The organism is Chromobacterium sp. Ag138 (genome assembly GCF_055181315.1).
Genome location: NZ_JBUPWA010000001.1, coordinates 3467269 through 3481015, shown reverse-complemented (window position 1 = coordinate 3481015; position 13747 = coordinate 3467269). Strand labels below are relative to the sequence as shown.

Genomic DNA, 13747 nt, shown 5'->3' with positions numbered 1-13747 from the left:
AGCAGCGCCTCGTCGTCCAGCTCGCGGTCTTGCTCCATGCTCATGCTCCAGAATGCGAAACGCCAGCCCCAAAGGCTGGCGTCGATAAGCGATTTGTGTCGAGCAAAACGCCTGAGACAAGGCGCGCCTGGTAGCTTGGGCTGAGCAAAGCGAAGCCCAACATTACCGCAACGCAGCATCAGGCGTTTTGCCTTACTCCTCCGCCACCTTGCGGGCGAACTTGATGCCCAGCTGCTTGAGCTTGCGGTACAAGTGAGTACGCTCCAGGCCCACCTTCTGCGCCACCCGGCTCATATTGCCGTTTTCCAGCGAGATGTGGTACTCGAAATAGCGGCGCTCCAGCTGTTCGCGCAATTCGCGCAGCGGAATATTGAAGTCGAAGCCCGACTCCTCCACAGGCTTTTCGTGGCGGAACTGGGCCAGCACCTTGTTGACCTCGGCGGCGTCGACTTCGTCGGACTCGGCGGTCAGCGCCAGACTCTTGATGATGCTGCGCAGCTGCTCCAGATTGCCCGGCCAGTCGTACTGGCGCATCGCGTTCAGCGCCGCGGTGGTCAGCTTGCGCGCCGGCACCTGCTTGGACTCCACCAGCTCCACCAGGATCTGCTCGGCGATGAAGGTGATGTCCTCGGCGTGCTCGCGCAGCGGCGGGATCGGCACGATCACGCTGGACAACGCGGTCAAGAGGCGGTTGTCGCACTCGGGGTCCACCAGCAGCTCCTGCAGCGGACGGCTGCAGGAACAGATCAGGCGCACATTGAAGCGGTCGAGCTTGGACAGCAGGAACAGCAGGCCCTGCTGCACCCGACGGCTGTACTGGCCGATCTCCGGCAGGTAGAGCACGCCGTTATTGGCCTTCTGCAAGAGTTCCAGCGGCGCGTCGGCCAGCTGCTCCAGCTTGGCCGGCGTCACCCAGGGCGTGTTGCCCTGGTGGAAAAAGCGCGCCACCAGCTCGAAACCGGAGCCGGACTCGCCGGTCAGCAGCACCGGCGACTTGACCTTGGCCACACGCTCCAGCTGGCGCTTCAGTTCCTGGATCGGCTCGCTGCGGCCCAGCTTGTCCAGATTCAGCGAGGTGTTGGCCTGCATGTCGCCGTACTTCAGCGCGCGCTGAACGGTGGTCAACAGCTTCTGCAGCGCGATCGGCTTTTCCAGGAAGTCGAAGGCACCGATGCGGGTGGCTTCCACCGCGGTGTCTATGCTGGCGTGGCCGGACATCATCACCACCGGCATGTTGAGCAGGCCTGACTTGGCCCATTCCTTCAGCAGGGTGACGCCGTCGCAGTCGGGCATCCAGATGTCCAGCAGCACCAGCGCCGGCCGGGTCTGGTTGCGCAATTGGCGGGCCACTTCGGCGTTTTCCGCCAAAGCCACGGTATAACCTTCGTCCTGCAGGATCTCGGAGAGCAGCTCTCGGATGCCGATCTCGTCGTCCACAATCAAAATGTCGCTGCTACGCATTAGGCCTCCAGCAATGGCAGGGAGAGAAGGACACGCGCCCCATGCTGCCCGGCGTTCCCCAAAATGACCTGTCCATGGTGTTCTTCCATAATCTTCTTGACCACGGCCAGTCCAAGACCGGTTCCCTTGGCTTTACTGGTCACATATGGCTCGAACGCGCGTCTGAGAATGTCCGGGCCGAAGCCCGCGCCATTGTCCTCGACGCTGACGAGCGCGTTTCCTTCTTCTTGTCGGCTGCTAATTTGAATCATCGGGATGCCAACGTCAAGGACTGCATCCTGGGCGTTTTGCATCAGGTTATGCAGCACCTGCCGCAGCAGAGCCGCATCCCCCATGATCATCAGCGGAACTTCGTCCAGCGCAATCTTAACAGCAGGATTGGATTCGTAAAGGGCCATCACCTCCCGGATCACCTGATTGAGATCAAGTTTCACCAGTTTGATCTTGGGCGCGCGGGCGTAATCGCGGAACGCCTCCACCATGCTTTTCAGCGCGCCCACCTGCTTGATGATGGTGTCGGTAGAGCGTTTGAGCATGTCGGCGTCCGGCCCTTCCAGCTTGTCCGCCAGCTTCATCGCCAGCCGCTCGGCGGACAGCTGGATGGGCGTCAGCGGATTGCGGATCTCGTGCGCCAAACGCTTGGCCACCTCGCCCCAGGCCGCATCGCGCTGGGCGCGGGCGAGCTCGGTGATATCGTTGAACACCAGCACGTAGCCGTCGCTGGAGTGCTCGGGCAGCCGCGCGCCGCGCACCAGCAGCGTGCGCTCGCCCTGGGCGGCGTCGTAGCCGAGCTGGGTCTGCCAGTCGCTCTCGACGTCGCTGTCGGCGTGCTGCATCACCGTTTCCACCAGGCTGGCCACCGCCGGCATCACGCCGCCCCACTCGGGGAAACGGTGCTCGGCCAGCTGGCTGAAATCGAAGCCCAAAATGCGCGAGGCGCTGGTATTGGCGGCGCGGATCTGCCAGTCGCCGCCGAAGGCGATCACGCCGGCCGACAGGTTGGCCAATATGCTTTCCAGATAAAGCTTGCCGCCCTCGAGCTCGCCGCGGCTCTTTTCCGCCGCCTGCCGCGCCTCGTCCAATTGCTGCGTCATACGGTTGAACAGCGTGGTCAGCATGCCCAGCTCGTCGCGGCGATAAACCGGATGGCGCTTGGAAAAGTCGCCCTGCGCCACCGCCCGGGTTCCGGCCGCCAGCTCGGACAGGGGCGCCGACAATCGCTCGGACAGGAACAGCGCGAAGGCCAGCGCCGCCGTCAGCGCCAGCAGCACCGCCAGCGCCAGCGTCAGCATGTAGAAGGTGCGCAAGCCCTGCCGCGCCAGCAGCAATTGCCGATATTCGGAGCGAGCGCTTTCGATCTGTTCGGCGTCGCGGCTGATGTCGGCCGGCGCCGCCTGCAGCAGCTGCAGCACCCGCGTCTGCTCGCCCGGCCCCCGGTAAGCCAGCAGCACTCTCAGCGCCAGGCCGTTGTTGCCGTCGTTTTCTATGCTCTGCTGCGGCGTGCGCAGCTTGACCCCGCGCAGCGCTTCGTGGCCCGGGGACTGCGGCAGTCCGCGCGCGTCGCCGCCGGCGAAGGCCAGCAACTGGCCGTTGCCGCGGTTGAAGATGGCGATTTCCTTCAGGCCCAGCTGCTCGCGCAGCCGCTCCAGCCGCACCGGCAGCACGCCGTCCGGCAGCGCCTCCACTTCCTCCTGCACCATCCGCCCCTTGCGGCCGACATCGTCCAGCACGTAGTTGAGCGCGCTGCGGCCCAGCACCAGGCCGCGGTCCAGCGCCGCTTCGACCCGCACGTCGAACCAGCTTTCAATGCTGCGGGTCAGGAATTGCGCCGACACGGTGAACACCAGCAGGCCCGGCACCAGCGCGACGCCGGCGAACATCAGCGCCAGTTTCTGCGTCAGCTTGGCGCCGAACACGCGGTTCTTCACCCGCTGGCGCAGGCGCCACAACTGGCGGCCTACCACCCCGAGCAGGGCCAGCAGCAGCAGGCTGTTCAGTCCGAACACCCACCAGTAATAATCGTTGAGTTTGGATGCGTTGCCGGTGGCCACCGCCAGCAGGTAAAGCAGGATGGCCCCGACCGTCGCCATCGCGATGGTGGCGTAGCGCATCAGCCGGCGTCCTTGACGTCCAGCTTGATCCAGCCGGAATCCAGCGACCAGTCGTCAGAGCCCAGCGCGTTCATCTGGAAGGGCTTGGGCAGCTCGCCGATGTCCAGCAGCAAGCGGACCTGGCCGGCGACCTGGCCGGGCTTCTTCGGATCCAGCGTGCCGGGATTGAGCACGCGCCAACCCTGAATCGCGCCGAGGGCGGACAAGGCTTCGCGCAAGGTGGGGTAGTAATTGGACAGGCTGCCGATGGTGACGCGGTAGCGGCCGGTCAAGGGCTGGTAGGACAGTTTGAAAGCCAGCCGCGCGTGCGGGTCGAACCACTCGCGCAGCGACAGATAATATGACGTGGTGCGGGGCTTGGTCAGCTCGAACTCCAGCCGGAAGCCCAGCACTACCCCCTGCTCCAGCGCCTCGCTGAGGCTGGGGGTGAGCTTGGTGAGGAAACGGGTGCTGACCGCCAGCGTGCCGTCGGCCATCACCTCGGCCTCCGCGCGGCGCGAGCCTATGGTGTCGGCCAGCGCCGGCGGCAGCAGGCAACAGAGTAGAGCCAACAGCAGGCTAATGTTTCTCAAGCAGCGCGTAATAGAAGCCGTCATGTCGCTCACAAGGCAGCAGTTGTTCTTCTTTCAGGCACACCGCATCCGCGTGGCGCTTGAGGAAGCCCTCCAATTGCTGGCGGTTTTCTTCGGGAAAAATCGAGCAGGTAGCGTATAGCATTTTTCCCCCGCTGGCGAGCAGCGGCCACAGCGCGTCGGCCATCGCCGCCTGCTGCGCTCCCAGCGCGGCGAAATCGCCGGGCCGGCGCAGCCATTTGATGTCCGGATGGCGCCTCACCACGCCGGAAGCCGAGCACGGCACGTCGGCCAGGATGCGGTCGAACGGGCGGCCGCCCCACCAGTCGTCCGGCCGCGACGCGTCGGCTTCGATCAGCTGGGCGGACAGGCCGAGCCGGCGCAAATTGTCGCCGACGCGGGCCAGCCGCGCGCCGTCGATGTCCAGCGCGGTCACCTCCACGTCGGCGCGCTCCAGCATGTGGCCGGTCTTGCCGCCCGGCGCGGCGCAGGCGTCCAGCACCCGCTGGCCCGGCTGCAAGTCGAGCCAGTGCGCGGCGCGCTGCGCGCCCTCGTCCTGCACCGAGGCCAGGCCGTCGGCGAAGCCGGGCAGATCGCGCACCGCCACCGGCCGGGCCAGCTGCACCGCGTCGTCGCCCAGGGCCTTGGCCGTCAGGCCCGCCTCCTCCAGCCTGCCCAGGTAGTCGTCCACCGAGATGCGGCGGCGGTTGACGCGCAGCGTCAGCGGCGGATGGACGTTGCTGGCGTCCAGGATGCCGCGCCATTCGGCGGGATAGGCCGCTTTCAGCCGCGCCACCCACCAGTCCGGATGGTTGGCCTGCGCCACCTCGTCGGCCGCGGCGTTGGCCAGCAGCTCGTCGCGGCGGCGCTGGAAGTTGCGCAGCACGCCATTGACCAGCGCCTTGAACTTGCCGCGCGCCAGCATGCCCGCCAGCGTCACCGCCTCGTGCACCACCGCGTACTGCGCGGCGCGGGTGTATTGCAGCTGGTACAGCGCGATCAGCAGCAGGCGCTCCACCTGCGGCTCGGGCAGCGGATGCGGCACCAGCTGGCGCAGGCAGTGGCGCAGCACGCCCAGGTGGCGCAGGCTGCCGTAGCTCAGGTCCTGCAGCGCGCCGCGTTCGGCGGGCGTCAGCTTGCCGGCCTGCCGCTGGGCGTCGGCCAGCGCGTCGGTGAGAGTGGTGCCGGCCTCGATGCGGGCCAGGATCTCGGCGGCCAGTTGCTGAATTTGATGCATGGTGTGTCTTTCGATGAAACAAGGCCAGTCCGGGGGACTGGCCGCGGGTCGGTTCAAGGGCCTGCGTCAGTAGGCGCCGCGCGCCAGCGCGTGCAGCCGTTCGATGCGGTCGGCGGTGTGCGGATGGGTGCGGAACAAATCGCCGACGCCGCCGCCGGACAGCGGATTGATGATCATCATCTGCGCGGTCTCCGGGTGCGCCTCGGCGGCCGGCATCGCAATGCCCTGGGCATAATATTCGATTTTCTGCAGCGCGGAAGCCAAAGCCAGCGGATCGCCGGAAATTTCCGCTCCGCCTCGGTCGGCCTCGAATTCGCGCGCGCGCGAGATCGCCATCTGGATCAGGCTGGCCGCCACCGGGGCGAGAAAGGCCACCGCCAACCGCGGCAGCAAGCCGACCGGCTGGCCGTTCTCGTCGCGGCCGCCGAAGAACATCGCGAAGTTGGCCAGCGCGGAAATCGCGCCCGCCATCGTCGCGGAAAGGGTGGAGATCAGCGTGTCGCGGTGCTTGACGTGGGCCAGCTCGTGGGCCATCACGCCGCGCAGCTCGCGGTAGTCGAGCATGCGCATGATGCCGCTGGTGGCGGCCACCGCCGCGTTTTCCGGATTGCGGCCGGTGGCGAAGGCGTTGGGCTGGTCTTCGTGGATCACGTAGACGCGCGGCATCGGCAGGCCGGCGCGCTGCGCCAGCTCCGCCACCATGCCGTAGAATTCGGGCGCGCTGTTGGCGTCCACCTCCTGCGCGTTGTACATCGACAGCACCATGCGGTCGGAATTCCACCAGGCGAACAGATTCATGCCACCGCCGAACAACAGCGCCAGCAGCATGCCGCCCTTGCCGCCCAGCATGCCGCCGATCAGGACGAACAGGGCCATGATCGCGGCCATCAGCAGCGTGGTCTTCAGCCAGTTATCGTTCATGCTCTCCTCTCGCAACTGCGGGTTTGCCTATTTTTAGAGACTGCGCGCGATCTTTCTTCCAGCCCCGCGGCCGGCACAGAGCCGCCGCCGCGGGAAAAAGACCGCAAGCAAACTCTTAGTGCGTCAAACGCCCAACCGGGTTCCCGCCGGCAGGCTCTTGCCGGCGACGAAATCCCGCGCGGCCAGCCGCTTGCCGCCCGCTGCCTGCAGCACGGCCAGCCGCACCAGGCCCTGCCCGGCGCCCACCAGCACGCCGTCGGCGTCGGCGGACACCACCGCGCCCGGCTCGGCGGAACCGGGCTCGGCGCTGGCCAGCCACAGCTTCAGCGGCTCGCCGTTCAGCGCGGTGAACGCGCCCGGCGCCGGATTGTAGGCGCGGATCGCGCGGGCGACATCCTCGGCCGGCAGCGTCCAGTCGACCTCGGCTTCGGCCTTGGACAGCTTTTGCGCGTAGGTGACGCCGTCTTCCGGCTGCTTTTGCGGCTGGATCGCGTCCAGGCGGCCCAGCGTCTCGACGATGGCGTGCGCGCCGCAGGCGGCCAGCTTGTCATGCAGCGTGGCGGCGGTCTCGTCGGCGGCGATCGCCAGCGGGTGGATGCTCAGCATGTCGCCGGTATCGAGGCCGACGTCCATCTGCATGATGGTGATGCCGGTTTCCGCGTCGCCGGCCAGGATGGCGCGCTGGATCGGCGCCGCGCCGCGCCAGCGCGGCAGCAGCGACGCATGGATGTTCAGGCAGCCGCGCGCCGGAATCTCCAGCACGTCCTGCGGCAGGATCAGGCCGTAGGCGGCCACCACCATCACCTCGGCGCCGACGTCGCGCAGCATCTGCTGCGCCTCCAGGTTGCCGCGCAGCTTTTCAGGCTGCTCGACGCGCAGGCCGTGGGCCAGCGCCACTTCCTTGACCGGGCTGGGCTTCAGCTTCATGCCGCGTCCGGCCGGACGGTCGGGCTGGGTCAGCACCAGCGCGATCTCGTGGCCGGCGTCGATCAGCGCGCGCAGCGCGGCGGCGGCGAATTCCGGCGTACCGGCAAAAATCAGTTTCATCTTGATCAGTTCCCCGACAACGACAGCGGCGCCGTCGCGCGGCGCCGCCTGTTCCTGGCCATCCGGCCGGAAATCACATGTTCTGCTTTTCGCGTTTCTTCAGCTTGGTCTTGATGCGGGCTTGCTTCATCTGCGACAGGCGCTCGACGAACACCACGCCGTTCAAGTGGTCGATCTCGTGCTGGATGCAGATCGCCAGCAGGCCGTCGGCCTCCAGCTCGAACGGCTTGCCGTCGCGGTCCAGCGCCTTCACCTTGACATGCTCGGCGCGGGTCACCTTGTCGTAGATGCCGGGCACCGACAGGCAGCCTTCTTCATAGACGGTCTCGCCGTCCTTGGCGACGATTTCCGGGTTGATGAACACCCGGCGCTCGTCGCGCTCCTCCGAGATGTCCATCACCACCAGGCGGCGATGGTAGTCGACCTGCGTGGCCGCCAGGCCGATGCCCTTGGCCTCGTACATGGTCTCGAACATATCGTCTATCTGCTGCTGCAACGCGGCGTCGAAAACCTCCACCGGCTTGGCCACCGTGTGCAGTCTTTCGTCCGGGTAATGCAAAATGTTCAACAGCGCCATTGCTATCCACTCACTCCAAGTTGTCGTATTGCCGCGCCCGCGTCGATAATAGAGCGGTTAGGCGCAGCTTCGTTCCTCTCCGGCGCCGCGCCTTGGCGCGCCGGCATCAAAATTGGGATTCCTCGCATGCGTAAACGCATTATATCGCTTGCCCTGCTGATGGGGCTGGCCTTTCCCGCCTTTTCAGACGACCTGACCGTCAAACCCGACGCCCCCTCGCGCTACACCGTCGCGCGCGGCGACACGCTGTGGGGCATCGCCGGCCATTACCTGCAAAGCCCGTGGCGCTGGCCTGAGCTGTGGCGGATGAACCGCGACCAGGTCCGCAACCCGCACTGGATCTACCCGGGCAATGTGCTGGTGCTCGATTACGTCAACGGCCGACCCAGGCTCAGCCTGGCTTCCGACGTCCAGCGCGAGGTCAAGCTGTCTCCCCAGGCCAGGCCCGAGGAACTGGACCGCGCCATCGCCAGCATTCCCGCCGAGGCGATCGAGCCCTTTCTCGCGCGGCCGCTGGTGGTCGATCCCGCCCAGTTCGCCGCCGGGCCGAGGCTGGTCGCCGGACCGGACGAGCGGCTCACCATCACCCAGAGCGACCGCGTCTACGCCAGCGGCGTGACCGAGAACGGCACCTGGCAGGCGTACCGGCTGGGCAAGCAGCTGCTTGACCCCGACAGCAAGGAAGTGCTCGGGGTCGAAGCCGTATATGGTGGCGATCTGGCGGTAGACAAGCTGCGTCCCGACATCCAGACGCTGACCGTCCGCAACGTGGCCGGCGAAGTGCTGGTCGGCGACCACCTGGTGCGCGCCCCCAAGGCCGCCTTCGTCAATTACGTGCCGCGCCGCCCGGAAGAAGACCTGCGCGGCAAGATCATCGCCGTCTACCAGGGCATAGACGGCGCCGCCCAGTACTCGACGGTGGCGATCAACCTGGGCGCGCGCAACCGCATCGAGCCGGGCCTGGTGTTCGGCATCTACAAGAAGGGTAACACCATCACCATCGCCGACGCCGCCGGCAAAAAGCGCGAAACCCAGCTGCCGACCGAGCAGGCCGGCTCGCTGTTCGTCTACCGCGTGTTCGACAAGGTGTCCTACGCGCTGGTGCTGGACAGCCTGGGCGCCCTTTACGTCGGCGACAGCGTCGCCACGCCGGAAGACTGATGACCACTGAACTGCAAGCCTGGCTGACGCTGGCGCTGACGCCCGGCATCGGGCCGGTCGGCTTTCTCAAGCTGATCGACGCCTTCGGCTCGGCCGAACACGCGGCCGCCGCCCGCGCCGCCCAAACCGAAAAGCTGGTGGGCCGCGAGGCGGCCGAGGCGCTGCAGGCCGGCGCGGCCGCGGAGCCGGCCCGGGCCGCGCTCGCCTGGGCCGAGGGCGACGGCTGCCACCTGATCACGCTGCAGGACGACGACTACCCGCCGCAACTGGCGGAAGCCGCGTCACCGCCCCCGCTGCTGTTCGCCCGCGGCCGGCGCGAACTGCTGGCGCGGCCGATGCTGGCCGTGGTCGGCAGCCGCGCCGCCACGCCGCAGGGCAAGCGCAACGCCGAGGACTTCTCGTCCGCGCTGGCCGCCCACGGCTACACCATCGTCAGCGGCCTGGCCAGCGGCATCGACGCCGCCGCCCACCACGGCGCGCTGGCGCACCCCGCGTCCACCATCGCGGTGATCGGCACCGGCATCGACCGCGTCTATCCGGCGTCCAACCGCCAGCTGGCGCACCGCGTCGCGGCGGAAGGCCTGATCCTGTCCGAGTTCCCGCTGGGCATGGGACCGCTGGCCGGCCATTTCCCGCGCCGCAACCGCATCATCGCCGGCCTCGCCCTCGGCTGCCTGGTGGTGGAGGCGGGCACCGCCTCCGGCTCGCTGATCAGCGCGCGGCTGGCGATGGAGAACAATCGCGACGTGATGGCGATACCGGGCAGCATCCACAATGCCCAGGCCCGCGGCTGCCACCGGCTGATCAAGGACGGCGCGCGGCTGGTGGAGACCGTGGACGACGTGCTGGACGAGATCGGCCGGCTGCCCGCCGCGCCGGCCGGCATCGCGCGGGACGCGGAGCCGGAAGCGCCGCCGCTGCTGCTCAGCATGGGTTGGGAGCCGGTGCTGGCGGACACGCTGGCCGGGACGCTCGGGTTGACTCCCGGGGAGGTTTACGCGATGCTGCTCGAACTGGAACTGGCTGGCCGCGTGGCCAGCCTGCCGGGCGGCCGCTTCCAGCGGCTCGCACAACTCTGAGCGCTCAGCGTTCTTCACGAAAAATACCGATGTTTGACGTACTCACCTATCTATTCGAGCAATACAGCGATCCCGCCGCCTTCGGCGATCGCGGCGCGCTGACCCGCCAGCTGAACGCCGTCGGTTTCGACGACGACGACATCGGCGAAGCGCTGGACTGGCTGGACAGCGTCAGCGAAACCAGCGTCGAGCCCTATCTGGGCGCCGACGAGGGCAGCGGCCTGCGCATCTACGCCGACAGCGAGCTGGAACACCTGCCGCCCGACGTGCGCGGCCTGATCCAGTTTCTGGAAGACAACGGCGCGCTCAGCCCCGCCCAGCGCGAAATGGTGATCGACCGCCTGCTGGAGCTGGACCCCGAGGATCTGGACGTCGATACCGCCAAGCTGCTGGTGCTGATGGTGTTGTGGGCGCAACAGGCGGAACTGCCCATCTTGCTGGGCGAGGCGCTGCTGGAAGCGGTGCATGGCGAACCAACCATGCAATAGCTTGTCAGCCTCGGTGCGGCGGGCTTAACATGCCGCCGACCGATCGTGACCCTATTTAGCATTCAAGAGCGCCCTTGCGCTCTTGTTTTGTTTGACGGATATAACAAGATGTGTCGGCCGGGCGCGTCCGGCCTCGAATTTTGCTGAAAAGATAATATGCCCTCCAGCCTCCTGATCGTTGAATCGCCATCGAAGGCGAAAACGCTGAAAAAATACCTGGGCCCGGACTTCGAGGTCCTGGCCTCCTACGGCCACGTGCGCGACCTGGTGCCGAAGAACGGCGCCGTCGATCCGGAAAAAGACTTCGCGATGAAGTACCAGCTGATCGCGCGCAACAGCAAGCACGTCGACGCCATCGTCAGCGCGGTGCGCGAAGCCGACCACGTCTACCTGGCGACTGACCCGGACCGCGAAGGCGAGGCCATTTCCTGGCACCTGGTGCAGATCCTCAACAGCAAGAAGCTGCTGAAGGACAAGACCGCCCAGCGCGTGGTGTTCCACGAGATCACCAAGAACGCGGTGCTGGACGCGATCCAGAACCCGCGCGACATCGCGCAGGACCTGGTGGACGCGCAGCAGGCGCGCCGCGCGCTGGACTACCTGGTGGGCTTCAATCTGTCGCCGCTGTTGTGGAAGAAGATACGCCGCGGCCTGTCCGCCGGCCGCGTGCAGAGTCCGGCGCTGCGCCTGATCTGCGAGCGCGAGAACGAGATCAAGGCCTTCGAGCAGCAGGAATACTGGTCGGTCCACCTCGACAGCCACAAGAGCCGCACCAAGTTCTCGGCCAAGCTGACCCAGCTCGCCGGCAAGAAGCTCGACCAGTTCGACATCCCGAACGAAGCCGAGCAGGCCGCCGTGCTGGCCCGGCTGCAGGGCCAGCCGGCCACGGTCGGCTCCATCGAGAAGAAAAAGAAATCGCGCAGCCCCGCCGCGCCGTTCACCACCTCGACGCTGCAGCAGGAGGCCGTGCGCAAGCTGGGCATGACCACCGACCGCGCGATGCGCACCGCGCAGCAGCTGTACGAAGGCATGGACATCGGCCAGGGCACCGTCGGCCTGATCACCTATATGCGTACCGACTCGGTGGCGCTGGCCAATGAGGCGGTGGAAGAGATCCGCGGCTATATCGGCCTGAAGTGGGACGCCGACTTCCTGCCGAAAAACCCGGTCGCCTACAAGAGCAAGGCCAAGAACGCCCAGGAAGCGCACGAGGCGATCCGCCCGACCTCCATCCTGCGCACGCCGGAAATGGTCAAACCCTTCCTGACCACCGACCAGTTCAAGCTGTACGACATGATCTGGAAGCGGACGCTGGCCTGCCAGATGGCGCCGGCCAAGTTCGACACCACCAGCGTCGACATCCTGGTGGGCGAAGGCGTGTTCCGCGCCAGCGGCCAGGTGCAGACCTTCGCCGGCTTCCTCGCCGTGTACGAGGAAGACGTCGACGACGCCGAGGACGAAGACAACGCCAAGCTGCCGCAGCTGGCCGAAGGCGAAGAGCTGCCGGTGGACAAGCTGTACGGCGAGCAGCACTTCACCCAGCCGCCTCCGCGCTTCTCCGAGGCCAGCCTGGTGAAGGCGCTGGAAGAGTTCGGCATCGGCCGGCCATCCACCTACGCCAGCATCATCTCGACGCTGAAGGACCGCGAATACGTGATCCTGGACAAGAAGCGCTTCCTGCCGACCGACACCGGCGACATCGTCAACAAGTTCCTGACCGAGCACTTCGCCCAGTACGTCGACTACAACTTCACCGCCAAGCTGGAAGACCAGCTGGACGAGATCGCCAACGGCGGCCGCCAGTGGGTGCCGGTGATGGACACCTTCTGGAAGGGCTTCAAGAAGCAGATCGACGAGAAGGAAAGCATCTCGCGCGCCGAGGTCACCACCGAGAGCCTGGACGAGGACTGCCCGAAATGCGGCAAGCCGCTGTCGATCAAGTTCGGCAAGCGCGGCCGCTTCATCGCCTGCACCGGCTACCCGGAATGCGACTACACCCGCAACCTGGGCGAGACAGCGGAGCAGGCGGCCGAGGAAGCCGAAGCGCCGACGGTGATCGAAGGCCGCTCCTGCCCGGACTGCGGCGGCGAGCTGCACATCAAGAAGGGCCGCTACGGCAAGTTCATCGGCTGCGCCAACTATCCGAAGTGCAAGCACATCGAGCCGCTGGAGAAGCCGCGCGAAACCGGCGTCACCTGCCCGGAATGCAAGACCGGCCAGTTGATCGAGCGCAAGAGCCGCTACGGCAAGCTGTTCTACAGCTGCAACACCTATCCGAAGTGCAAGTACGCGACCTGGAACCCGCCGATCGCCGAGCCGTGCCCGAAGTGCAACTGGCCGATCCTGACGATCAAGACCACCAAGCGCCGCGGCACCGAGAAGGTGTGCCCGCAGAAGGAATGCGGCTACGCCGAGCAGATCGCGCCGCCGGAAGGCAAGGAAGCAACGCCCGCCGAAGAGGCGTAAGCGCGACGCTGCGGAACCGATCAACAAACAGCCCTGCGGCGTTGCCGACAGGGCTGTTTTTTTCGCCATATTCAAAGCCTAGGCAGAGATATCCCGCCTATTCGGTTTCTCCCAAAAAGGTGAAATAGCCCATAGGCACATGCACGCTGCGCAAGGTCGGCGCCGCGCCGACCTCCCCTAGCAAGTCGACGGCCTGCAGATAATGGCTGTTCGAATGCGGCGCGCACCAGAGCATGCCAATCTCCACCGCGGCGGGGCCCCCGTCTGCCGTTCAGCCCCTCCAAGTGCCGCGTGAAACGGCCGGCATAGCGCGGCGACGCAATGCGATGCGAGAAAGAAAGGCATGGGCCTTGCAGAGAGGCTGGCCGCTGCGGCCTGAGTAGTCGACGGCCGCCGGATGCGGCGCATCCAAGCGCCATGGTGCCCATGACAGAGGGCGCCCCGGCTCAGGAGCAGCCGGCCTCAGCCGCCGCTGTTGCGGATCGGCATCACCCGGGCAAACCCGGCCGTTACAGGCGGCAAGCCGGCATCATAGATAAGTGATTGATTATATGGAAAAGCACTGTTCATCCAGCGCTATAATCGCGGCCTGTGGCGCGCCTCCCTCGACCCAATCTGTCCCGGCAC

At 66.5% G+C, this 13747-nt stretch carries 12 protein-coding genes; 4 read left to right on the top strand and 8 right to left on the bottom strand.

Annotated features, from left to right (window positions below):
• Positions 1-192: 192 nt before the first annotated feature.
• From ACY3GB_RS16155 to def, 7 genes are all read right to left on the bottom strand, one after another.
• Positions 193-1461: a sigma-54-dependent transcriptional regulator gene (locus ACY3GB_RS16155; RefSeq protein ID WP_011137805.1), complete on the bottom strand. Its 1269-nt coding sequence runs from the start codon at positions 1459-1461 to the stop codon at positions 193-195.
• The gene (locus ACY3GB_RS16150) at positions 1461-3572 is read right to left on the bottom strand and encodes a sensor histidine kinase (protein WP_463089647.1); all 2112 of its coding nucleotides are present in this window, start codon (positions 3570-3572) and stop codon (positions 1461-1463) included. The genes ACY3GB_RS16155 and ACY3GB_RS16150 overlap by 1 nt, the downstream gene beginning before the upstream one ends.
• A complete protein-coding gene (locus ACY3GB_RS16145; RefSeq protein ID WP_463089646.1) occupies positions 3572-4144 on the bottom strand; it encodes a DUF4390 domain-containing protein in 573 nt (190 codons plus the stop codon). Before ACY3GB_RS16145 ends, ACY3GB_RS16150 begins: the two co-directional genes overlap by 1 nt.
• Complete coding sequence (gene rsmB / locus ACY3GB_RS16140; protein ID WP_463089645.1) at positions 4131-5381, bottom strand: 16S rRNA (cytosine(967)-C(5))-methyltransferase RsmB; 1251 nt, start codon at positions 5379-5381, stop codon at positions 4131-4133. Before rsmB ends, ACY3GB_RS16145 begins: the two co-directional genes overlap by 14 nt.
• A 66-nt stretch (positions 5382-5447) precedes the next feature.
• The gene (gene htpX, locus ACY3GB_RS16135) at positions 5448-6302 is read right to left on the bottom strand and encodes a zinc metalloprotease HtpX (protein ID WP_463089644.1); all 855 of its coding nucleotides are present in this window, start codon (positions 6300-6302) and stop codon (positions 5448-5450) included.
• A 123-nt stretch (positions 6303-6425) separates the two neighbouring features.
• A complete protein-coding gene (fmt, locus tag ACY3GB_RS16130; protein WP_463089643.1) occupies positions 6426-7349 on the bottom strand; it encodes a methionyl-tRNA formyltransferase in 924 nt (307 codons plus the stop codon).
• Between the two features lie 73 nt (positions 7350-7422).
• A complete protein-coding gene (gene def, locus ACY3GB_RS16125; protein WP_463089642.1) occupies positions 7423-7926 on the bottom strand; it encodes a peptide deformylase in 504 nt (167 codons plus the stop codon).
• Between the two features lie 126 nt (positions 7927-8052).
• Here def and ACY3GB_RS16120 point away from each other — a divergent pair, with 126 nt between their 5' ends.
• From ACY3GB_RS16120 to topA, 4 genes are all read left to right on the top strand, one after another.
• Positions 8053-9087 carry a LysM peptidoglycan-binding domain-containing protein gene (locus ACY3GB_RS16120; protein ID WP_463089641.1) on the top strand — a complete coding sequence of 345 codons (1035 nt, stop codon included), beginning with the start codon at positions 8053-8055 and terminating at the stop codon, positions 9085-9087.
• A complete protein-coding gene (gene dprA / locus ACY3GB_RS16115) occupies positions 9087-10166 on the top strand; it encodes a DNA-processing protein DprA (RefSeq protein WP_463089640.1) in 1080 nt (359 codons plus the stop codon). The genes ACY3GB_RS16120 and dprA overlap by 1 nt, the downstream gene beginning before the upstream one ends.
• Before the next feature lie 29 nt (positions 10167-10195).
• Positions 10196-10654: a Smg family protein gene (locus tag ACY3GB_RS16110; protein WP_221667915.1), complete on the top strand. Its 459-nt coding sequence runs from the start codon at positions 10196-10198 to the stop codon at positions 10652-10654.
• A 156-nt stretch (positions 10655-10810) separates the two neighbouring features.
• Positions 10811-13120 carry a type I DNA topoisomerase gene (gene topA, locus ACY3GB_RS16105; protein WP_463089639.1) on the top strand — a complete coding sequence of 770 codons (2310 nt, stop codon included), beginning with the start codon at positions 10811-10813 and terminating at the stop codon, positions 13118-13120.
• Positions 13121-13217: 97 nt separating this feature from the next.
• Here the strand turns inward: topA and ACY3GB_RS16100 are convergent, their stop codons facing one another.
• Positions 13218-13355: a hypothetical protein gene (locus ACY3GB_RS16100; RefSeq protein ID WP_463089638.1), complete on the bottom strand. Its 138-nt coding sequence runs from the start codon at positions 13353-13355 to the stop codon at positions 13218-13220.
• Positions 13356-13747: the final 392 nt, after the last annotated feature.